The following is a 22056-nucleotide window of genomic DNA, read 5'->3' on the forward strand; positions in this document are numbered from 1 at the left end:
CCCTGCCCCCTGCCCCCTGCCCCCATTTTCGAGAGCAGACTGGCTCGGTACGCCAAGCAATCGAGCGTATTCCCCTTTAATCATCAAATAACATTCGCAAGATGTATCTTCCAAACCTGACCGATTCAGGATGGCGATTACTCCTCGCTTGTAGCTAATGATTCCGGCTCGGCTGAGTCTACCTGCTACCTCCGTAACACCAGTGCGACGACAGCCCAGCATCTTAGCAATATATTCCTGAGTTAGCACGAATGTATCTGATTGTACACGGTCAGCGATGAAGAGCAACCAACGAGCAAGCCGTCGTTCTATAGTGTGGAGGCTGTTGCAAGCGAGTGTTTGTGTAACTTGAGTGAACAGCTCATGAGTGTAACCCAACAGCAAACTTTGAAGCTCTCCACCTCGGTTAAACTCGGCTTGGAGCAACTCTGTCTTCATCATCATAGAACTGCCTGTAATCTGCACAAACGCAGTTGTATTTGTAGTGTTACTGCCCCAAATTACAGGAATACCTACCATGCCATCATTGCTCACTATGCCAGCTTCGATAGTCGAGCCATTTTTCTGGATACAGATTAAGGAAACTATTGCCTGATGGGGAAAATAGACGTGTGTTATTGGTTCATTGGCTTTGTAGAGGATTTGCTTAACTGAAAGCTCGACTCGCTCTAGATAAGGAACTAGGCGTTGATATTCAGCCTCTGAAAGAGCAGCAAGGATCTGATTTTCTATTGGTAGATAAAGTTGGTTAGATACTGACATGGAGAACCTACAAGTACAACTGTTCCTTGAAAAGCAACTGATGAACTTGAGAGATAGCCAGTAACTAGCCCCAATATGTCAAAAGGTGGTTTTATATCTAGAAGTTGTAAACTTTACAACTTAGAACCCTAGATTAAATCGTATTTTAAGAAAATTGTAATTCAGTAACGATTTCTTCCAGTATAGTTCTAAAAAAGGGAGAAGCAGGGAGAAGAGTTTTCCCTCTGCCTCTGTACCCTCGTTCCCTTTTAATAGGGCCACTTCCAATCGCGAATTTCCGGCATATCGTCGCCATACTTCTGAATATAATGTTTGTGTTCGATCAGCTTATCTTGCAAATGCTGCTTGACATAAGCTGCTCTATATCCTAATTTTGGTACGCGCTCAATTACGTCCATCACTAAATGGAAGCGATCGAGTTCGTTAAGAACAACCATATCAAAGGGAGTGGTGGTAGTTCCCTCTTCCTTGTAGCCACGCACATGCATCTGCTCGTGGTTAGTGTGGCGATAGGTTAAGCGATGAATCAACCAGGGATAGCCATGAAAGGCAAAGATAATGTGTTTATCTGTGGTGAAAATCGTATCAAAGTCTTTTGCGCTCAAACCGTGGGGATGTTCGCTTTTTGGTTGTAATGTCATTAAATCGATTACGTTCACTACCCGCACCTTTAACTCAGGGAAGTGCTGGCGCAGAATATCCACAGCCGCTAAAGTTTCTAAGGTGGGAATATCCCCAGCACAAGCCATCACTACATCTGGATCGCCGTCTTTGTCGTTGCTTGCCCATTCCCAAATACCGATGCCTTTGGTGCAATGCTTGATAGCAGCATCCATATTTAGGTATTGCAATGCTGGTTGCTTTCCAGCAACGATGACGTTGACATAGTTACGGCTTCTGAGACAGTGATCGGTTACTGATAGCAAAGTATTGGCATCGGGCGGCAGATATACGCGAACAATTTCTGCTTTTTTATTAACTACATGGTCAATAAAACCGGGGTCTTGGTGGGAAAAACCGTTATGGTCTTGCCGCCAAACGTGGGAAGTGAGTAGGTAATTGAGGGAAGCAATCGGTCTACGCCAAGGAATATCTCTGGTAGTTTTCAGCCATTTGGCGTGCTGATTGAACATCGAATCAATGATATGGATAAACGCCTCATAGCAAGAGAAAAACCCGTGGCGTCCTGTGAGGAGGTAGCCTTCTAACCATCCTTGACAATTAGTTTCGCTGAGAACTTCCATTACCCGACCGTCGGGGGAAAGGTGGTCATCTTCCGGGAGGATCTGGGCTGCCCAATCCCTATCTGTGGCTTCTAGCACAGCACCCAAGCGATTTGATACCGTTTCATCAGGGCCGACGATGCGGAAGTTGCGGCTTTCTTGGTTAAGTTGCATGATATCCCGGAGGAATTTTCCGGCAACTTGGGTAGCTTCAGCGATCGCTTGCCCTGGTTTGAGAACATCTACGGCATACTTTTGAAAGTCGGGCATCTTCAGGTCACACAGCAAAATACCGCCGTTAGCGTGGGGATTGTCACCCATGCGTCGATGACCTTTGGGAGCCAGTTCTGCTAATTCGGGAATCAGCTTACCGTTGCTGTCGAAGAGTTCTTCTGGTTTGTAACTCTTCATCCAATCTTCTAGGAGTTTCAGATGTTCTGGCTGTTTCGCTATGTTGCCAAAGGGAACTTGATGCGATCGCCAATAACCTTCAGTTTTTTTGCCATCAACTTCCTTGGGCCCTGTCCAACCTTTGGGGGTTTTCATGACAATCATCGGCCACTGCGGACGTTCGGTGAAACCATGTACGCGGGCTTCCCTTTGGATACTTTGAATTTCGGCGATCGCTATATCTAGAGTCGCCGCCATCTGCTGGTGTACATTTGCGGGATCGTCGCCTTCGACAAAGTATGGCTTGTAGCCGTAGCCCACCAATAAGCTTTCTAATTCCTCATGGCCGATCCTTGCCAATACTGTTGGATTAGCAATTTTATATCCATTCAGGTGCAGGATCGGAAGTACAGCCCCATCATGCACGGGGTTAAGAAATTTGTTGGAATGCCAGCTAGTTGCTAAAGCACCTGTTTCAGCTTCGCCATCACCCACAACAGCAGCAACAATTAAGTCAGGGTTATCAAAAGCAGCACCAAAAGCGTGGACGAGGGCATAACCTAGTTCCCCGCCTTCGTGGATCGAACCAGGAGTTTCCGGCGCAACGTGGCTAGGAATACCACCAGGGAAAGAGAATTGTTTGAAGAGTTTCTGAATTCCTTCAGCATCCTGAGAGATGTTGTGGTAGTACTTGGTGTAAGTTCCTTCTAAGTAGGTGTTAGCTACCAGTCCAGGCCCTCCATGACCGGGGCCAGCAATGTAGATTGTGTTGAGGTCATATTTTTTGATGACCCGATTCAGGTGAGCATAGATAAAGTTCAGCCCTGGTGTTGTTCCCCAGTGCCCCAATAGTCTGGGTTTGACGTGTTCCAGCTTTAGCGGTTCTCTCAGTAGCGGATTGTCGAGTAGATATATCTGCCCAACCGAAAGATAGTTAGCTGCACGCCAGTAGGCGTTGATCTTCCGTAATTCTTCATCAGTTAAAGGCTTTGTTTGTGGAGTCGTTGCTAATGTCATTTCGACACTCCATTACAAAAGGATTTTGATGGATTCATCAGTAAGTAATGATACTTGTTTCCCAGATGATGGCCATCTAACCGATGATGAATTTTATCAGCCTTTGTGACTATATTCCTTGGCTTTGGGCACAGGATAGAGTATAAATTTTGAATTAATATGAAAGATTACCTACTTGAAAAATCTGCTGGACAGTTAAATTAAAGTCTGGAAATGTTGGCGACTGGATGCGGTCTGTACCCCGAAACTTGCTCACTTGATACTCACCTTCATCCAAAGAACAAACTAAGATAGTAGGTTGTTTTGGTTTACCAATAAACTCTCTACCACCGAAAGCAGCATAATCAACAATCCAGTATTCAGGAATTCCCATTTCCTCATAATCTGCATATTTTTTGAGGTAATCATCACGCCAATTTGTACTAACAACTTCAATAATTACAGGAATTGATTCAGGTTGAATAACAGTAGATTCTTTTTTCCACAGAGGTTCATTTATCAAATTAGGGCGATTCAACAACAGTACATCTGGCGAATAACCTGATTCATTTACAGGTGGTTTGACAAGTGCTGTCTTAGGTATGAAGTATGGAAGATTTAAACGGATACATTCTCTAGTCAGTTCAAAGGCTAAAAATCCTGTTAACTCTTCATGATCTCCTACAGGTTGAGGCATTTTAACAATTGTTCCGTTATGCAACTCATAGCGCTCATTCTCTGGCTTCCACTTGACAAATTCTTCAAAAGTTACGATTTTTGGTAAAGCTTGAGTCATGTCGCTTTGCTCCGAATTAAAAATTAAAAATTAATAATTAATAATCTCCATTCAATCAATGACCTAATTATTAATTTCCAATAATCCAGGCGGCGGCGTGATTTCAATGCGATTAGATGACAAGTCTACTACTGGTGCGATCGCTTCCACAAATGGAATCAAAACAGTCTTTTGCTTTTTGTCAGTAGCAAATGATTCATGCAACTTGACTTCTAACAAATCATTCCCAGCCGGGATGATATCTACCACCGTACCGACGAGTTCGCCAGATGCTTGCATGAAAACTTCTAAGCCAATCAAATCGAGGACATGATATTCATCTTCGCTTAATTGGGGGCGATCGCTTGCTGGCACCATTAACTTACAACCGCGCAACGCTTCCGCGCGATCGCAATTTTCCACGCCAGCTAATTTGATTACATACAAGTTTTTATTACTGATGTAACGTCCTGTTAATAATTCGATTGGTTGCGGTTCTGTGTCACCTGAACACAACAACCAACGTTTTCCCGGTACTTCAAATCTTTCGGGAAAGTCTGATACAGGATAAACCCGTAATTCTCCAGACAATCCTTGAGGGGCAACAATCTTACCAATTTCTAGCCAATCATCGAGATTGGGCACTGGGGATTGGGTACTGGGAACTACAGGCTGGGGGCTGGGGATTGGGGATTGAGGACTGGATTTTTTTGATTTTCCTCTTCCTCCTCTGCTCCTTGGCGCGTCTGCGCCTCTGCTCCCTATCTCTTTGTTAGCTTCTTCGTGTTTCATTTCTATTTTCCGTATTAAGCAGTCACCGCCGCACCTTTATAAGCTTCTTCAGCCACTTTTGCTAAACGTTGCATGGCAGTAGCAATTTCCTCATCGCTACCTGTGAGGCTGATGCGGAAGCATTGGTGTTTGTGGGCCCACTCTTCCTCTAAACCGGGGAAGAAGCTATTTCCTGGGACAATAATCACACCTACTTGCTTAAGTTGCTGGTAAAATTCCCAGTCACTGATGGGTAAATCCTTTAACCACAACCAAGCAAAAATTGCTCCTTCACCGCGATGGAGGAACCAAGGTAAATCCTTGGGCATCGCTTGTTCTAAGCTGGTTTCTAAAACGCTAAACTTATTTTGGTAAAAGGGACGGATGACAGTGTGAGAAATTTCCACTAAAGCGCCAGAGTTGATTGCAAGAGCTGCGATCGCTTGGCCGTAACGTGAAGAATGGAGACCAATATTTGCTTGGAAACACTCCAGCACTTCAATCCACTTTTCATCCCCAATGGCAACACCAACCCTTTCTCCTGGTAATCCCGCTTTCGATAAACTCATGCAGTGGAGGATGTTATCACCAAACACTGGTGTCATTTCGGTAAAGTTCAATGCCGGGAAGGGAGGTGCATAAGCTGAGTCAATTAACACGGGCAGATTGTAAGGCGCAGCCAGGGCAGCAATCTTTTTCACCTCATCCTCAGTGAGGACATTACCAGTAGGATTACAAGGGCGTGAGAAGAGGATACAACCGGTATTTTCTGTAATCGACAGTTTGCTGAAGTCGGGACGATATTTAAATCGGTGGGCGGCTTCATCAATATCGAGAGTCGGTTTATAAGCAGTTAAGGCTTTTGGAACTAAGGAGAGTCCGCCGTAACCTGTGTAGTCAGGGCTGAGGGGCAAAACGATTTGTTTTAACTCGCCGCTAGGGGTGTAGCCACCGTAGCTATTTACCGCGTAGAAGTAGAGGGTTTGACTACCGGGGGTGATCAGGATATTGCGTTCGCTCAAGTTTAACCCGTAGCGTTTGTTAAAGTCGTTGGCGATCGCTTCAACTAATGGTGCATAGCCCTGACTTGAGCCATAGCGGCAAACTACCTCACCATATTCTGGACTTGCCAAAAGCTGTGCAGTGCAATCCCGCCATAATTGTTCTACCTCTGGCAAAATCAACGGATTACCAGCACTCAAATTAATAAACTGCTGCCCTGCACCCGCTCGTAATGTTTCGATAATATCCTTCATGATTGCTCTGACGCCAGTCAGGTTCGACATTTGAGCGCCAATTTGAGTTAGGGCAGGGTTCATAAGCTGTAACAAAATATATTAATTGAGGGGTGGACAAATTATTTGGGGTTTGCTGCTGACATCCAGTTTACATCGTTGCCAAAACAGCTGTTGCCGCCTTTAACCAATCTAGCCAGAGAATGATATTTTGACAAAGGTAATAGTATTTATCGTTGATAGTGGCGATCGTGCTTAGTAAATACGATGAAGTAATACAAAAGTCTATCATGCGTTCAATATTTATGAAGAGACTGGGGAAAAAGAGAATAACCCATGCCCAATGACAAATGACAAATGACAAATGACAAAACTATACAGGAGCGCTGACATTGGAAGTTAAAGCAGCAGTTGCTTACAGTGCAGGTAAGCCGTTGACGATTGAAACCGTTCAACTATCAGGGCCACAAGCCGGCGAAGTGTTAGTTGAAGTGAAAGCAAGTGGGGTTTGTCACACCGACGCTTTTACCTTATCTGGTGACGATCCCGAAGGTTTGTTTCCGGCTATTTTGGGACATGAAGGTGCTGGTGTGGTAGTGGAAGTAGTCGCTGGTGTCACCAGTCTCAAACCAGGCGATCGTGTGATTCCCCTCTACACTCCCGAATGCCGCCAGTGCGAATATTGTTTGAGTTTCAAAACCAATCTCTGTCAAGCCATTCGCCTAACTCAAGGACGCGGTGTTATGCCCGATGGCACCAGTCGCTTTAGTATCGATGGGCGAATGATTCATCATTATATGGGTACATCCACTTTTGCTAACTATACGGTGCTGCCGGAAATTGCTTTGGCAAAAATTCGGGAAGATGCCCCCTTTGATAAGGTTTGTTACATTGGCTGTGGTGTGACTACTGGTATTGGTGCAGTCATCAATACTGCCAAGGTGGAACCTGGAGCAAATGTTGTGGTTTTTGGTTTGGGTGGTATTGGCTTAAATGTCATCCAAGGGGCGCGGATGGTAGGGGCAAATATGATTGTCGGGGTAGATATTAATCCCAACAAACGCGCCTTGGCGGAAAAATTTGGTATGACACACTTTGTTAATCCTCAAGAAGTAGAGGGTGATTTAGTTCCCTATCTAGTTGATTTAACAAAAGGCGGTGCTGATTACAGCTTTGAATGTATTGGTAATGTCAAAATTATGCGTCAAGCATTAGAATGCTGCCATAAAGGTTGGGGTGTCAGTGTGATTATTGGTGTTGCTGGTGCTGGACAAGAAATCAGTACTCGTCCTTTTCAATTAGTAACTGGGCGCGTTTGGAAAGGTTCAGCATTTGGTGGCGCTAGAGGACGTACAGATGTGCCGAAAATTGTTGATTGGTATATGGAAGGTAAGATAAATATTGATGATTTAATTACCCATGTAATGCCCATTGAGCAAATTAATGATGCTTTTGAATTGATGCACAAAGGTGAATCAATTCGCAGTGTGGTGACTTTTTAGCTGTTAGAGGATGTTTTAAAAGGGTATTTTGCTCTCATAGTTAGCACATTAAAGTATCTCAGTACATAGCTAAACCTTAAATTGGCGTTGCACTTAATCCAATACAGAGGGTTAGGTTTATGACTCAACTTAGAAGCGTAGACTAAATAGTCCTGACAATTGGGCTGAACCAAAAAATGTAACTGTATTGTAACGGTAGCTTTAGCTACCGTTTTTTGTTGACGTTGCAAAAGTTTACATTTAGAATGGAATCGTCAAAATGCGATAAGTATTTATTCTTATTTATCCTGAAAATTTGACGTTCAATAAGTATATGTTCTTATATCTGTCAAAAATTTAATCTTCTAGAGTTAAAGAATGTTTACAAAAGTATTGATTCCTTAATATAATTAAATCAAAAGTGATAAGGCAAATTGATTGTCAGAAGTAATGAATGCTATTGAATTTCCCTGGCTAACAGCTATAATCCTCTTACCCTTGGTGGCTACCTTAGCCATCCCCCTAATCCCAGACAAGGAAGGTAGAACTGTGCGGTGGTATGGTCTGGGAGTTGCGATCGCCGACTTTGCACTGATGATTTATGCCTTTTGGTATAAGTACGACTTCCAGAGTTCAAGACTTCAACTTATAGAAAACTATCCTTGGATACCGCAGTTAGGTTTGCATTGGGCTGTGGGGGTTGATGGTTTATCGATGCCCTTACTGCTTCTGACAGGCTTAATCAATACCCTCGCAATATTCGCGGCTTGGAAAGTTAACACCAAGCCGCGATTATTTTATGGTTTGATGTTAGCGATGTACAGCGCCCAACTTGGCGTATTTGTTGCCCAAGATTTGCTGTTGTTCTTCCTGATGTGGGAAATCGAGTTAGTGCCGGTTTACCTGCTGATTTCCATTTGGGGAGGACAAAACCGCCGTTATGCCGCTACCAAATTCATTCTTTACACCGCTGCTGCATCAATATTTATCTTGATTGCCGGTTTTGCAATGGCATTCTCTGGAGATACCGTCACTTTCGACATGGTGACTCTAGGAATGAAAGAATACCCCAAAACCTTGGAATTGTTAGTTTATGCAGGTTTCTTAATTGCCTTCGGTGTGAAAATGCCGATTTTCCCTTTACACACTTGGCTACCTGATGCTCACGGTGAAGCATCAGCACCCGGTTCAATGATTTTGGCTGGTGTGTTGTTAAAAATGGGTGGTTATGCTCTCATCCGCTTCAACGTGGAAATGTTGCCCAATGCCCATGTGACTTTTGCCCCAGTGTTAGCAGTTTTGGGTGTGGTTAACATTGTCTACGGTGCTTGCTGTGCCTTTGCTCAAACCAATCTCAAACGCCGTTTGGCTTACTCTTCAATTGCCCACATGGGGTTTGTGCTGATTGGGATTGCCTCTTACACAGAGCTTGGTATCAGCGGTGCAGTATTACAGATGGTTTCCCACGGCTTGATTGCTGCTAGCTTGTTCTTCCTGTCTGGCGTGACTTACGATCGCACCCACACCTTGATAATGGATAAAATGGGCGGTATGGCTAAGGTAATGCCCAAAACCTTTGCTCTGTTTACCATTGGTTCAATGGCTTCTCTTGCTTTACCCGGAATGAGTGGATTTGTGGGTGAGTTGATGGTGTTTCTGGGTATCGCCAGCAGTGATGTTTACAGTTCCAGCTTCAAAGTTGTAGTCGTGCTGCTGTCAGCAGTTGGCGTGATTTTGACACCGATTTATTTACTGTCGATGCTGCGTCAAGTGTTCTACGGTGAGCAAAATAAAGAGTTGCACTTGGATGCTGTAATCTCTGATGTCAAACCCCGCGAAATATTTATTACCGCTTGTTTGCTACTACCAATCATCGGAATCGGGTTTTATCCCAAATTAGCAACGCAGACTTATGATGTGAAAGCAATAGAATTAGCTGCCCATGCTCGTCAAGTTCTACCAGTTGTTGCTCATCAACAACCATCAAGTCTGTACTCGCGTATTTTCTCTGCACCAACATTGGCTACTTCTCAAGTTGAAAGTTCGATTAACATTTCTGAGTAAATTAACTTCCCATTAAGGGGTCTGCAAGTAAATTCTAAATATTAGGAGAATAAAGGGGTGGTTATGAAACCACCCCTAAAATTTTGTTATGGTCAGGATATCCCAGCAGACTTCAGTCTGAATCCTGACAAAATTTAAGTTTTAATAAGCACCATATTTCCTCACAAGTTCCTCACATTCTCTTTCATCAGATATCTAAATATAAGGACAAACGACATATACATCTCTGTAGTTTTAATATTATTTTTATTGATATCCCAGTAAATTCTAGCCTGAATATTGGCAAAATTTAAGTTTTAATAAGCACCGCATTCCCTCACAAGTTCCTCAGATTCTTTTTGTAACTTCAAGATAGAGACACTCAACTATTGCATGAATTAGCTTGAGAGTTTACACCTTCTTGTGTTGGGGTATTTCGGCAAAAGCTAGACTGCCTCTTTTCTTAGCGAAGGTATTAATGCTTAATTCTACTTTTGCATCTCTAGGAGAGTTCTCTCATGGATTTTACAGAGAAAGTGCCATTTTTTAATCTCAAGACTTTAGGCTATTACAGGTGAGTCCTACGTAAGTGATGCTATACCTACACTAAGTTAATTCCTGCCACAGTTAAAAACGATTTAGTTTCTAAATAAAGTAAACCTTCTAGAGATTTATCCTGCACTAGTTAAATAGTTGGGGGAAATGCATTTTGACTGCATTTTCCATGAAAAAACAACTTTAACAACATAGGTACAATCAATATGAACTTTAAACAATTTGGTCTATTACTGTCTCTAACTACAATTCTTGGAATGAACCTGATTGCGATCAAGGCTTTGGCTGATGATTTGCCTAGTATTACTTTTGGAGATGCACTCGGTTCTGGTGGATGTAGTGTTGCTGGTCAGCTTCCTGGAGATGATGGTAGAAGCTTATCGATCATCTTGGATAACATGAGTGCATTCAATGGTCAGCGTCAAAAGTGTATTTTACGCGTTCAAACTTTTATTCCAAGTGGTTTCATCATCCAAGATGTACAAGTACTGTACCAAGGAACTACTGATATTGATAGAGGGAGTAAAGGTACCAGCTTAAACAGAACTTATAGCTTTAGTGGTGGTGCTCTTGGTCAAGCCGTAGCTCCCCCTAAAACTACCAAGTTTACAGGGAGTAAGGCATTTGCGGAGCAAGATGAGATTACTGTTCTAGCTGCTACAGGTTTATGTAGTGGTGGTGGGCAAGGACTATTAGGTATTAATATGATTGCACAATCCTCGCGAGGAAGTTCTATTTTCGTTGATACAGCCGATATAAATGCTGGGGATGTAAGGCTTTATTTTGACCTAAGACGTTGTTAGTCCTCGCTTTTAGCGATTCTGCGCATAGATGGTGATACACCGCACCAAATTCCAAATTTGGTGGTCTTCAATGAGTGATGGGTCTAAATCCCCCACTCATTGAATCTACCGAATGTATTCTTCTTTAATATAAGATTACCAATTTTTGTCGATGGAGAGTAAGTTATGTTGAGATTAAGTGATGCACGTAATTTTTTCATATTAATATGCTTGTTTTTTTTCTATTGTTATGATGCCAATTCATCTGGCACTGCTGCTGCAATAGATAACCAGCCCAACTTTTTAGTTAATAGGAGATGTAATATAACTTTCAATCCGCAAATAAATCAGTTGACACTTGCCTCTAATATAACTGTAAACGCACAATCACCAAGGGCTAGATGTATCATTAGAATTAATACCTCTAATACTCAAAAGCAGTTTAGGCTCGTGCCTTTAGCTTTAAAAGGTGTAGTCAAGAAAGCACCAGCACAAGTATCTATATCATCATTTTTAGTTGGCGATAGACCAACTCCATATCAAATGATGTATGGAAGTGCTATGAACTTTGATTTGACTAATCAAATACCTCCAACTAATTATACAACTACAGGAAAAAGTGTTTTAGGCGTTAATTTAGTATTAACAACAACCGGAGGAGAACTAGAGTTGACAGATATGAAGTTTGCACTTCAACAACAATAAAATCTGGTTTTAGCGCTACTTCAGGAAAAAGTGAAGAACGTGAATAAGTCTTTGATACTCGCGGACGAATCTTTAATGACTCTTTTACTTCTTTAGCTGTTTTTATACGACTTATCCAACCCGAAGAATCTGTTCAGCAGTTAAATCAAACTCTGGTAACGCTGACGATTGAATGCGGTCATTTTCCCTAAATTGCCTAACTTGATACTCACCTTCAGTTAATTGATAAATCGAGATAGTTGGTTGTTTCTTGATGTCAAATTTTACCCTTCTCCAAACCTCTCCCCGACACGGGGAGAGGCTTAATTAGCGAACTGAGGTTAAACTTTCGCCGCAGCAGCACTTGGTAAACTCACTTTCAATCGCTTAAACATCGCTTCTCGTGCTTGGACAGCGAGACTATCGTCAAAGGGTTCTAAGGTAATTTCCTGTTGATACTTTAGCCGTAGCGCTGTTTGAATTAACCAATCTGCAACAAAAGGATTTTTCGGTAACAAAGGGCCGTGAGAATAAGTAGCGATCGCATTCTGATAAAATGCTCCTTCTGTCCCATCTTCACCATTATTTCCCAAACCGTACACCACGCGCCCCAATGCTTCCACTTTCCCCAGTTTGGTACGTCCACCGTGATTTTCAAAGCCTACCAAATACGGTGTGTTACCTGTCATCTCTTTTAAATCCCGCGCTAGGCGTGAAGCTGTGACTTCAATTACCAAGTTACCAATACAGCGCTTAGTATTTTCACCAGGATGCACGGAAACTAAATCGAGTATTCCCAAACCATCAATCCGTTGTCCCAATCCTGGTTCATAATAATGTCCCAGTAATTGGGGTGAACCACAAGTAAATACTCCTGGTGTTCCATTTTCGATTTTCTCGCGCATCGCGTCAGCTTTTGCACCTTGCAAATCACGCATGACAATTTCTTGCTGACGATCTTGTGCGCCACCACCAACGATTACATCTACAGTTTTAATATCTGCGGCTGTGGAATTTTGATCCAGGGGTAACACTTTAACATCGTATCCCCGCCACTGAGCGCGACGTTCTATAGTAATTACATTACCGCGATCGCCATAAGTACTCATCAGCGTTGGATAAAGCCAACCAATTGTTAATTCTAAATTTTGAGAAGTCATATTCATAATTCGTAATTCGTAATTCGTAATTCGTAATTGAATTGGGTGTTGGGAATTGGGGAATGGGAAAAATTTCTCTAATTCCCACTACCCAATTTAAAGAATTTTACGACCAGTAAGAACTTCTCGCACTTCTAACATGGCTGAGTAAGTGGGCAGAATATGCAAGGTTTCATTCTCTGGTGTGTGCTCTAATGCAGTTGCGATCGCTTGTCGCAAATCTTCTTCGACTATTAAATTTAAGTTACTCTCAGGGGACTTTTGGCTGTAACGTAAACGTAGTGCCATATCGTAGACGCGATCGCCACTCACGACTAAAGTCCCGCCGCGTTCGACTAATTTCTCGGTATCCACGTCCCAAATCCAGGATACATCAGTGCCATCGGGCGTGCGATCGTTCAATACCAGCAGTGTGGTTTTATCTGTGCTTTGAGTTACTACGCGAATGGTTTCATTCGTTCCCACAGGATTTTTTGATAACAATATTCGCACTCGTTTACCGTTAATTACTAAATCTTCCGCACGACCAAAGGCAGCTTGGAAGTTGTTAATAGTATCTCTAATTGTTATTTCATCAACTCCCAACTCAATAGCCGCAGTTGCAGCCGCCAAAGTATTATATTTGTTGTATAAACCAACCAGAATTTGCGACCATTCACTACTTTCCAGAGTCGGTTTACTTTTACTAAAACCACACTTAGGACAAGTAAAATCTCCCAAATGAGACAAATAAACACCCTTGTAATCTAGGGAATGTCCACATTTGGGACAATAAATAGAATCAACAGCGTGAGGAATTGCTTCTAAATAATGTTCTGGTTCATTCAAGCCAAAGAATAACACCCGTTGGGGTAACTGCTGACCGAGGTTAGATAAAGTTGGGTCATCAGCATTAGGAATTACCACCGTTTCTGGTGGTAGGGTAGAAATAACTTTTGTCCAACGCTTACTAATTGTGTCTACCTCCCCGTACCTATCGAGTTGGTCGCGGAACAAGTTTAAACAGAGAATGATTCGCGGCTGGAGTGGCGCTAATACTTTCGGTACAATATTTTCGTCAACTTCCAAAATGGCATAATCAGTATTTAGCGTACCTAGTAAGTTGGTGCTTTCTAACAGCGCCGTCATCAAGCCATTTTCCAGATTTGCACCTGTAGAATTATGAGTGACGCGAAAACCCTTGCGTTCTAATATCGTGCATAAAAGCAGCGCTGTAGTAGTTTTGCCGTTAGTACCAGCAATTAAAATCACCCCGTTTTTAACTTGCTGACTCAATAATTGTAAGAGTCGGGGTTCAATGCGACGAGCAATCGAGCCTGGTAATACACTAGCAGCACCCAGACGGAGCGATCGCACTATAAAGGTCACACTCTTTGCCACTGACACCGCGAAACCCAATCGCAGTCTATCTATGAATTGTATTTTGTTTCCCACATCTGTACCCTAGTGTTCTGGCGGTTGTTAATTAAAAGTGCAAATTTAATCTTGTGAGTTTAGCGAATCCTGGCTAAAAAAGCCAGTATTCGCAATTTTGAATTTTAGACTTTCCTGCGGAATGCTACACGTTGCTTGTTTCCCCGGAAGAGTAGGGCTACGCTCAGTCGAATGATTTTGGATTGTTGCGTTGCGCTACTTTACCTTTGTTTTGAATTCTGCGTAGCGATACCAGCCACTTGCGAGAGATAATCTCAGTAGGCGTTATCTTAAAAAATAGTGCGTGGGCGTAATTACATATCCAGCCCAGTTGGCCAAATTCAGCACAAACTCACAACAAGTAGTAGCTTGCAAGGTTCCTTTTGATGAATAGCACAAAGTTTCTTTTTTTACATAAACAAATTACTAGCTGGCAAAGGTGGTTGTCCAAATGCCTGTTGTTGCTTGTAAGTCTTTTCATTATAAGTATGCAACCTGCATCTGCTGGTCTGAATAATGATTTATATGATGGCAACATCTTTGTCGTTTATGCTGGCAATGGTTCATTGGTTCCTCCCAGACAGACACTAGCACAGACTTTAGCGGAACATAAACCCGTATTTTTGGCTTTTTATCTGGATGATAGCAGCGATTCCAAAAGATATGCCATTTCTATCTCACGGGTACAGGAATTCTACGGTCGGGTAGCAGAGATTATGCCGATTAGTGTAGATACTATCCCGCAGAAAGAGACCTACGACCCAACTGAACCAGGATATTACTATGCTGGGAGTGTTCCTCAAGTAGTGGTGTTAAATAAGTCAGGTGAAGTACTTTTGAATAAAAAGGGTCAAGTACCTTTTGAAGAGATAGACGATCAATTTCGTAAAATCTTTGATTTATTACCACGTACTGAAACAGCACAGCTAAAACGGCGAGCTTTTAACGAGTTTAGTAGTGAGTTAGCTAAGTAACCTATGGGGTAGACCAAATTGGTCTGCCCTAATTTTTAGTTATATCTGTTACTACATTGCCGCCGATGTCAAAGCATAATATTGAAATATCTGTATTAACAATTGAGGAAATTAATCCATAGTCTATAGTCTGTAATCAATGCCCATTGCCCAATAATTAACAGAGTGTATTCTGATGTCAAAGGTTTACACCACCCAGGAGCTAATTCAAATTTTGGCAGCCGAACGCCAAGCTTGCCTCAAAGGGAAACGCTTAAAGTTAGAAATAAAAGTCTCTGGCAATCCTGTAATTGACCAGTTTATCAGCACTGATGGGTTGCAACAGTTTACTGCCTATCAAGATTTCAAAGCTGCAATTCACGACTATCAGAAAGAAAATCGAGTTTCCGGGATTATTTGGCGAGAAGTGACAGTTAAAGGAAAAAACTTGCACTATCCCGAAATAGATAGTGAGTTAATTGCCCTCAATGGTGACTTAGAGATATTAAAAGCCGCTAAAAATTCCATCGTAGAATTTTGGTATGAAGTCACTATAGGAATGGATTTATACTTGAGTTTTAATAATAGTAAACAACACCAACAAATTGTCACATCTGATGTAGAGAGAATTGCTCAAAGAACAGAGTGGGCAAGTTTGTGCAAGTGGGAAAATTCTAGCTTTTTGGAAATGATTTTGCAGCTAGGATGGGGTAAACCAGAAGAAGCTTATTATAAACGAGGAAGACCGCGATCGGGTAGTGAATATATTCATGCAGTCAATCCCGGAAATCGCCCTATTGGTTGATTGATATGTTGGGTAGCAATACTGAAAACCACGACAAAATGACGGATAGAATTGCGTTTACTTTGCTTTCTTAATAAGGCACTCTATCTGTAACAGAAATTTTAACTGTACAGATAAGTAGTAGCATGAAAGTACGCGAAGCGATCAAACGACTAGAAGCTGATGGTTGGTATCTTGCTAGAACTAAAGGTAGTCATCGACAGTTCAAACATCCTGATAAAGCTGGTACTGTAACAGTGGCTGGTAAGCCAAATGTGGATGTACCAATTGATACTCTGAAAAATATCTGGAGACAAGCTCAATTGGAGGAAGACTGATGCGTTATACAGTTGTGATTGAAAAGGGAGCAACTAGCTACGGCGCTTATGTCCCTGATTTACCAGGTTGTGTAGCTGTGGGTGAAACTATAGAAGAAGTCAAACAGATGATTGCAGAAGCTATTGAATTTCATATAGAAGGAATGCTAGAAGATGGTTTACCTATTCCTAAACCTACAAGCATCGCTCATGAGGTTGAAGTTGCAAACTACAGCAAAATATAATTATAGAAAACTACTAAATAATCCTTCTAGTATTTTGTCAAATTAGTTTTGAGAGTTTGTAGTAAGGACTTTAGTGCTTAGAAAACAAGGACTAAAGTCCTTACTACGAACTTGTTAAGAAACGATGCTTATCGACTTTGAACTATGGACTCTTGACTAGAGTTTTCAAGTTCTGGAAATTCTACTTTGGCAGGTTTCCAACCACCTGCCCAAGCAAGGCATAGATGACGGAAGCGATCGCCCCGCACCTCAAAATTCGGATATTGGTCGAAACTCGCACAAGCTGGAGATAGCAATACCACAGGCGCTTGATACTGCTTGGCTAATTCTGCCGATTTGGGAACTGCCCTTTCCATAGTTTCCACGATATGGTATGTATGATACCCCACCTCTCGGAGACGTTTGGCAAATGCAGGTGCAGCAGAACCAATCAATAGCACAGCAGCAGTTTTAGTTTGAATTTGTGCTAGCCAGGCAGTATCATCACCCGCTTTAGCTTCTCCACCAGCAATTAAAATCGCTGGACTGTTAACAGATGCTAAACCAACTTCAGCAGCATCATAGTTGGTGGCTTTGCTGTCGTTAATGAAATCAATACCTTCCCATGTGCAGATATGCTCCAAACGATGGGCAACACCAGGAAATTCCCGAACTGCAAGTGCGATCGCATCACGATTAATTCCCGCTAATCTTGCTGTTGCTACTGCCATCAACAGATTTTGCTGGTTATGTTCTCCCACCATTCGCAAACTAGATACCTTCACAATTGCTTCTGGTGCAGAGTTTGCAGTCAATTTTTCCACAACCCAGCCGTCTTCAATGTAAAAGCCTTTTTCGCTAATCAGAAAATCTTTTCCTTTGAGACTTGTCCAATAGGCATCAGGCCAAGCACTTAAACCTAGCTGGCTCAAGTAGGCATCATCGCCATTGAACACTTGCAACTCCGACTGACGTAATAATTTGGCTTTGATGTTGTAATAGTTCTCTAAAGTCTGATGGCGACTGAGATGATCCGGTGTGAAAGTCGTCCAAACACCGATCCGGGGAGCAAGAGAACTCGAAGATTCTATTTGATAGCTACTAACTTCCGCAATCACCCAATCAACATGATTTTGGATCGCAGTTCCTTCACCTCTGCCCCCCTGCCCCTCTGCCCCCCTGCCCTTCTGGGATAGGGCAACTTCACAAGCAGCGTAGCCAATATTACCGCAGGCGGGTGCATTTAATTCTGCTGCTTGGAAAATGGCAGCAATTAAAGCTGTGGTAGTAGTTTTGCCATTAGTGCCGGTAATTCCTACCCAAGGTAGCGATCGCAAATTTCGCCAAGCGAGTTCCATTTCGCCAATGGTTTCAATACCTAATTGGCGTGCCTCAACTAATACGGGAATATCCCAAGGCACGCCAGGACTAACGACTATTAATTGGGGTAAATTAGCACCATTCAATTCTAGGGATTGTCCTAGTTTAACGGTTATTTGCTCGGCAGCGAGTTCTTGTTGTTGTTCTAGGAGGGTTTTGGAGGTGTTGCGATCGCTCAGCTCTACCTCCCAACCTTCCCGTTTCAACAATCTCGCCGCAGCAACACCGGACTTTCCCAATCCAACAACATGAGCTTTGGACATAGATTGCAGCAGAGTGTCCCTGGTTAAGCACTCCCTATAGTAGCCTTTCTTGGCAAAAATTACACAAGTTTTTGTTGACCTACGCTACAGATTTTTGACGATCGCACCGAAGTCAGCTAAAACACGGGCATGATTGCGAACTAGTCCCAGCAGATGTAACCTATTACGCTTGATTTCTGGATCGGAGTCCATAACTAAAACGCTATCCGGGCCATCAAAGAAGTTACTAACTGCCGGAGCAATTTTCGTGAGTGCTGCTACTAACAGTTGATAATTTCGTGTTTGCTGTGCTGCTTGAGTTTGCGGCACTGATTCGATTAAGGCATTATACAAAGCGTCTTCAGAGGGCTTTTGGAATAATTCTTTACGAACTACGGTTGTTGGTTCTAGCTGTTTAGTATCCAAATCGCCTTGGGCGGCTAATCGTGTGGAACGGTTAACGGTTTCGTAGATGTTATCTAAAGTACTATCGTTACGGATTTGTTGTAAGTACAAAGCGCGATCGCGGACATCCAATAAATCTTTTAACGTCCGTTCTGTGTATTCTGGATCGTTTTCTCCTAAAACTGCATTTACTAAGTCGTAATCAATCTGCTTTTCTTCTTGTAGTAAAGTGCGGATGCGTTGCAAGAAAAACTCTTGTAATGCTGTGGTTAATGATGCCCCATCTTTGTGATAGTTTGCTGCAAAGTCTATCGATATTTGCTTCAATAAATCATCTAAATTTATTGGCAAATTATCTAACCAAACAATTTTAACTACAGCATTAGCTGCACGGCGCAAAGCAAAAGGATCGGATGAACCAGAGGGAATTAAACCTAAACCAAAGATACTCACTAAAGTATCTAATCTATCTGCCAAACCAACAATTTTACCCGTGAGTGTTTCAGGTAAAATATCACCGGCTCCCTTTGGCAAATAATGTTGATAAATTGCCTTTGCTACTTCGGCATCTTCACCGCTGGCTAAGGCATATTTTTCTCCCATAATACCTTGCAATTCGGGGAATTCATACACCATTTGTGTTACCAAATCGGCTTTACATAATAAAGCAGCACGTTGGATTCTTTGGCTTTGATCTTCCGCTAATTCTAATTGACTGCTAATTTGCTCGGCAATTTTAACTATTCTATCTACCTTGGCACGTACCGAACCCAATTCTTCTTGAAAAGTGACTTTTTCTAACTGGGGTAAAAAGCTTTCTATTGGCTTAGTTAAATCAGCGTCGTAGAAAAATCTGCCATCAGCTAATCTGGCACGAATTACCCTTTCATTCCCTACAGCAACAATATCTGATTTCTTGGGATCGGCGTTAGAAATGGTGATGAAATTGGGCAATAGTTCTTGCTCAAAACTCCCTGGTTTGAATACAGGAAAATAACGTTGATGAGTAACCATGACTTCCGTAATTACCTCAGTTGGTAATTCCAAAAATTCTGGTTCAAATTTACCAACAACTGCGGAAGGATATTCTACAAGGTTGGTTACTTCTGCTAACAAATCGGGGTAAATTACTGTATACCCGCCTAAATTCTCTGCGACTGCATTTACTTGCTCTTTAATCAGATTTACCCGTTCTTCTGGGTCAACGGTGACATAAGCAGACTTGAGGGCGGTAACATAATCAGTCGCTTGGGCAATTGTCACAGGTTCAGGATGCAAAACCCGATGACCTTGGGAAATGCGATCGCTCTGAACCGTTTTAGAACCATTCACTAATTCTAAAGGCAATACTGTCTCATCTAACAAAGCTACCAGCCAACGAATTGGTCGAGAAAACCTGGCATCCCCATTCCCCCAACGCATCAACCGCTTACCTTCTAAACCCCAAATCCACTGGGGAACAAGTTCTGTCAAAATTTCCGCCACAGGACGACCGGGAATTCTTTTTTGTACAAAGACAAATTCCCCTTTGTCAGTGGGGCGAACAGACAGCGCATCTAGTTCCACACCTTGCTTTTTGGCAAAGCCTGCTGCTGCTGCTGTTGGCTGACCATCTTTAAAGGCGGCTTGGGCGGGGGGCCCTTTAATTTCTTCTTCTCGATCTGGTTGCTGCGATGGTAGACCTTTAATCAATACCGCCAGCCGCCGGGGAGTACCGTATATCTGGACACTTTCGCCCTTGAGACTGTTTGTTTCCAGGCTTTGGGGAATGCGTTCCTGCCATTGCACTAAAGCATCACTGAGAAAACTTGCAGGTAGTTCTTCTGTACCAACTTCTAATAGAAACCCAGGCATAGGACACTGTTTTCAACTTTGCGTAGCTCAACTTTATCAGTTATTCTCAGGCGATCGCTCGTGATTTTTTGCTAAATCGATCATCGAAGAGAATAAAGGAAAACCCCATAGTTAACAATTCAAAATTCAACATTAAAGATATTTTGTCTCTGGCACGCTATGCAAATAGACGAGTACTTAAACTCCTACTGTTAGAAGATCCTCCAGAGTAACTGGGCTACGTGAAAACGCAGGGATTTCAAACCCTTTAATTTACGATAAATGAGGAATGGAAATTAAGCCAGAGTGGATTGCATAAAAAGGAGCGTAAACGCAGAGGAGTTTGTCGTCAGACATCACTATAGACTTGACATTTTATGCAAAACTTTATATAGTGAGTGCTTCTCTTCACAGATTCATTACATTACATACCGTATTTTATGCGGTATTTACGGATATATATTTCTATCGTAAGCTTAGTCTTGATTGATGCATTGATATATGCATTATGACAATCAATTTTGGAGTTATGACCATGAAAAATATTTTCGCCCAAATTACCGCGATCGCAGTAACCAGTGTTGCGATCGCTACTAGTGCTAACAACCCAGCCCAAGCTATTGAATTAAACTTTAATTGGCAAGGTAATGCTGGTTACTCAGCAACAGGTTCATTCAGCTACGACGAAACTACAGCACCAACAATCATTTCAGAACTTGGTAGTGGAGCCACCAACTTTTTACAATCCTTGAATGTCTCCTTCTTAGACCCATCTAAAAATCTTCTGGGAACTTATAACACCGTTAGTGGTGGAGTATCAGAATCTAACTTCTTCGCTTTCAATTTTAATACTTCCACTCAGACATTATTTGGCCCCTTTGATGTCGCCGGAGGAACGGGTGTAATTGGAGAATATTTCTTTCAGGGAACGGTTGGCGACTCTTTGCAATTACGTCAGGATGTCGATCAACAGAATACGTCAATAACACTAGATCAAAATTCTGGCTCTATTCAAGTGTCCAAAGTCCCAGAGCCTGCTTCTATCTTGGGTTTGCTAGCATTTGCTGGTTTGGGTATAGCTTCAACTTTAAAGAAAAAGCAAGCTTTTTACTAGAAATTAGGGCTTTCTAGTCAGAGCTTGCCAAATTTACTGAATCTCTATTCTAGCCCTACTAGTTAACTGAACTAGTAGGGTTATCATATAACCTCATTAAAAATATGAGTGAAATTAATTTTATTTTTACCTCAGCATTTATTACTCAGCACTCAACACTGTTTTAGTCAACGCCTTTGAATTACTCAAAAAGTGGGATTCTCCTCAATGAATACAATACTGATGACTTGGTTAAAAATACTTCATGTGCCAGTTGAAAAGGCGGAATGAGGGTTATATGCATAATAGTGAATATAATGTTACAATTTTCCAAGTGTAAATTTAAGCATTAGTTCGGAAATAAAGAGACCAACTTTTGTCATAATCAGCAGAAAATAAAGTTTATATTTATCAATAATTTCACCAGTTTATACAAAGTAATATTTTGATTTTTAAGTTTTTTATGCCGGACAAAAATTATCTTTTGAAAACCACAAAAAAATTTATAAACAATGTTTAACACATTTTTTCTAATTAAACAATTTAACCAGTCAA

The 22056-nt window shown here is 42.0% G+C and carries 18 protein-coding genes; 9 read left to right on the top strand and 9 right to left on the bottom strand.

What is annotated here, in order from left to right; genetic code table 11:
• From AC1F2U_RS27505 to AC1F2U_RS27525, 5 genes are all read right to left on the bottom strand, one after another.
• The coding region (locus AC1F2U_RS27505) for a Crp/Fnr family transcriptional regulator (RefSeq protein WP_480264024.1) at nt 1-762 on the bottom strand (762 nt) is incomplete at its 3' end.
• Nucleotides 763-1010: 248 nt separating this feature from the next.
• Nucleotides 1011-3392, bottom strand: a complete 2382-nt coding sequence (locus AC1F2U_RS27510; protein ID WP_480264025.1) for a phosphoketolase family protein — start codon at nt 3390-3392, stop codon at nt 1011-1013.
• 154 nt (nt 3393-3546) lie between these two features.
• The gene (locus tag AC1F2U_RS27515) at nt 3547-4167 is read right to left on the bottom strand and encodes a Uma2 family endonuclease (protein ID WP_480264026.1); all 621 of its coding nucleotides are present in this window, start codon (nt 4165-4167) and stop codon (nt 3547-3549) included.
• A gap of 63 nt (nt 4168-4230) precedes the next feature.
• Entirely contained in the window at nt 4231-4938 is a 708-nt protein-coding gene (gene rimM, locus AC1F2U_RS27520) for a ribosome maturation factor RimM (protein ID WP_480264027.1), read from the bottom strand.
• Nucleotides 4939-4952: 14 nt separating this feature from the next.
• A complete protein-coding gene (locus AC1F2U_RS27525) occupies nt 4953-6236 on the bottom strand; it encodes a valine--pyruvate transaminase (protein ID WP_480264028.1) in 1284 nt (427 codons plus the stop codon).
• Nucleotides 6237-6544: 308 nt separating this feature from the next.
• On the opposite strand from AC1F2U_RS27525, the gene AC1F2U_RS27530 reads away from it, so the two are divergent.
• From AC1F2U_RS27530 to AC1F2U_RS27545, 4 genes are all read left to right on the top strand, one after another.
• On the top strand, nt 6545-7654 hold the full coding sequence (locus tag AC1F2U_RS27530) for an S-(hydroxymethyl)glutathione dehydrogenase/class III alcohol dehydrogenase (protein ID WP_480264029.1): 1110 nt from the start codon (nt 6545-6547) through the stop codon (nt 7652-7654).
• 429 nt (nt 7655-8083) lie between these two features.
• Entirely contained in the window at nt 8084-9697 is a 1614-nt protein-coding gene (locus AC1F2U_RS27535; protein ID WP_480264030.1) for an NAD(P)H-quinone oxidoreductase subunit 4, read from the top strand.
• A gap of 740 nt (nt 9698-10437) precedes the next feature.
• Nucleotides 10438-11034 carry a DUF4360 domain-containing protein gene (locus AC1F2U_RS27540; protein WP_480264031.1) on the top strand — a complete coding sequence of 199 codons (597 nt, stop codon included), beginning with the start codon at nt 10438-10440 and terminating at the stop codon, nt 11032-11034.
• A 165-nt stretch (nt 11035-11199) separates the two neighbouring features.
• On the top strand, nt 11200-11718 hold the full coding sequence (locus tag AC1F2U_RS27545; protein ID WP_480264032.1) for a hypothetical protein: 519 nt from the start codon (nt 11200-11202) through the stop codon (nt 11716-11718).
• A 320-nt stretch (nt 11719-12038) separates the two neighbouring features.
• Here AC1F2U_RS27545 and AC1F2U_RS27550 read toward each other — a convergent pair whose 3' ends face one another.
• Together AC1F2U_RS27550 and AC1F2U_RS27555 are read right to left on the bottom strand one after the other, a co-directional pair.
• Nucleotides 12039-12857 carry a type 1 glutamine amidotransferase gene (locus AC1F2U_RS27550; RefSeq protein WP_480264061.1) on the bottom strand — a complete coding sequence of 273 codons (819 nt, stop codon included), beginning with the start codon at nt 12855-12857 and terminating at the stop codon, nt 12039-12041.
• 96 nt (nt 12858-12953) lie between these two features.
• Nucleotides 12954-14291 (bottom strand): MurT ligase domain-containing protein, encoded by a 1338-nt coding sequence (locus tag AC1F2U_RS27555; RefSeq protein ID WP_480264033.1) that lies wholly within the window; start codon nt 14289-14291, stop codon nt 12954-12956.
• Nucleotides 14292-14656: 365 nt separating this feature from the next.
• On the opposite strand from AC1F2U_RS27555, the gene AC1F2U_RS27560 reads away from it, so the two are divergent.
• From AC1F2U_RS27560 to AC1F2U_RS27575, 4 genes are all read left to right on the top strand, one after another.
• Nucleotides 14657-15244 carry a thylakoid membrane photosystem I accumulation factor gene (locus AC1F2U_RS27560; RefSeq protein ID WP_480264034.1) on the top strand — a complete coding sequence of 196 codons (588 nt, stop codon included), beginning with the start codon at nt 14657-14659 and terminating at the stop codon, nt 15242-15244.
• A gap of 175 nt (nt 15245-15419) precedes the next feature.
• Nucleotides 15420-16028: a hypothetical protein gene (locus AC1F2U_RS27565; protein WP_480264035.1), complete on the top strand. Its 609-nt coding sequence runs from the start codon at nt 15420-15422 to the stop codon at nt 16026-16028.
• Nucleotides 16029-16153: 125 nt separating this feature from the next.
• A complete protein-coding gene (locus tag AC1F2U_RS27570) occupies nt 16154-16345 on the top strand; it encodes a type II toxin-antitoxin system HicA family toxin (protein WP_480264036.1) in 192 nt (63 codons plus the stop codon).
• A complete protein-coding gene (locus tag AC1F2U_RS27575) occupies nt 16345-16569 on the top strand; it encodes a type II toxin-antitoxin system HicB family antitoxin (RefSeq protein ID WP_480264037.1) in 225 nt (74 codons plus the stop codon). The genes AC1F2U_RS27570 and AC1F2U_RS27575 overlap by 1 nt, the downstream gene beginning before the upstream one ends.
• 128 nt (nt 16570-16697) lie before the next feature.
• Here AC1F2U_RS27575 and murD read toward each other — a convergent pair whose 3' ends face one another.
• Both murD and glyS read right to left on the bottom strand, forming a co-directional pair.
• Nucleotides 16698-18191, bottom strand: a complete 1494-nt coding sequence (gene murD / locus AC1F2U_RS27580) for a UDP-N-acetylmuramoyl-L-alanine--D-glutamate ligase (RefSeq protein WP_480264038.1) — start codon at nt 18189-18191, stop codon at nt 16698-16700.
• 84 nt (nt 18192-18275) lie between these two features.
• Complete coding sequence (gene glyS / locus AC1F2U_RS27585; RefSeq protein WP_480264039.1) at nt 18276-20429, bottom strand: glycine--tRNA ligase subunit beta; 2154 nt, start codon at nt 20427-20429, stop codon at nt 18276-18278.
• 487 nt (nt 20430-20916) lie between these two features.
• Here glyS and AC1F2U_RS27590 point away from each other — a divergent pair, with 487 nt between their 5' ends.
• Complete coding sequence (locus AC1F2U_RS27590) at nt 20917-21522, top strand: PEP-CTERM sorting domain-containing protein (protein WP_480264040.1); 606 nt, start codon at nt 20917-20919, stop codon at nt 21520-21522.
• The last annotated feature ends 534 nt before the right edge of the window (nt 21523-22056 follow it).

This window comes from Nostoc sp. LEGE 12454 (genome assembly GCF_056620565.1).

Excerpts from the sequence above, each read along its gene's own strand:
- AC1F2U_RS27590 (WP_480264040.1), top strand. The coding sequence starts at position 20,917 with ATGACAATCAATTTTGGAGTTATGACCATGAAAAATATTTTCGCCCAA.
- AC1F2U_RS27535 (WP_480264030.1), top strand. The coding sequence starts at position 8,084 with ATGAATGCTATTGAATTTCCCTGGCTAACAGCTATAATCCTCTTACCC.
- AC1F2U_RS27550 (WP_480264061.1), bottom strand. The coding sequence starts at position 12,857 with ATGACTTCTCAAAATTTAGAATTAACAATTGGTTGGCTTTATCCAACG.
- glyS (WP_480264039.1), bottom strand. The coding sequence starts at position 20,429 with ATGCCTGGGTTTCTATTAGAAGTTGGTACAGAAGAACTACCTGCAAGT.
- murD (WP_480264038.1), bottom strand. The coding sequence starts at position 18,191 with ATGTCCAAAGCTCATGTTGTTGGATTGGGAAAGTCCGGTGTTGCTGCG.
- AC1F2U_RS27565 (WP_480264035.1), top strand. The coding sequence starts at position 15,420 with ATGTCAAAGGTTTACACCACCCAGGAGCTAATTCAAATTTTGGCAGCC.
- AC1F2U_RS27525 (WP_480264028.1), bottom strand. The coding sequence starts at position 6,236 with ATGAACCCTGCCCTAACTCAAATTGGCGCTCAAATGTCGAACCTGACT.
- AC1F2U_RS27570 (WP_480264036.1), top strand. The coding sequence starts at position 16,154 with ATGAAAGTACGCGAAGCGATCAAACGACTAGAAGCTGATGGTTGGTAT.
- rimM (WP_480264027.1), bottom strand. The coding sequence starts at position 4,938 with ATGAAACACGAAGAAGCTAACAAAGAGATAGGGAGCAGAGGCGCAGAC.
- AC1F2U_RS27510 (WP_480264025.1), bottom strand. The coding sequence starts at position 3,392 with ATGACATTAGCAACGACTCCACAAACAAAGCCTTTAACTGATGAAGAA.
- AC1F2U_RS27575 (WP_480264037.1), top strand. The coding sequence starts at position 16,345 with ATGCGTTATACAGTTGTGATTGAAAAGGGAGCAACTAGCTACGGCGCT.
- AC1F2U_RS27560 (WP_480264034.1), top strand. The coding sequence starts at position 14,657 with ATGAATAGCACAAAGTTTCTTTTTTTACATAAACAAATTACTAGCTGG.
- AC1F2U_RS27540 (WP_480264031.1), top strand. The coding sequence starts at position 10,438 with ATGAACTTTAAACAATTTGGTCTATTACTGTCTCTAACTACAATTCTT.
- AC1F2U_RS27545 (WP_480264032.1), top strand. The coding sequence starts at position 11,200 with ATGTTGAGATTAAGTGATGCACGTAATTTTTTCATATTAATATGCTTG.
- AC1F2U_RS27515 (WP_480264026.1), bottom strand. The coding sequence starts at position 4,167 with ATGACTCAAGCTTTACCAAAAATCGTAACTTTTGAAGAATTTGTCAAG.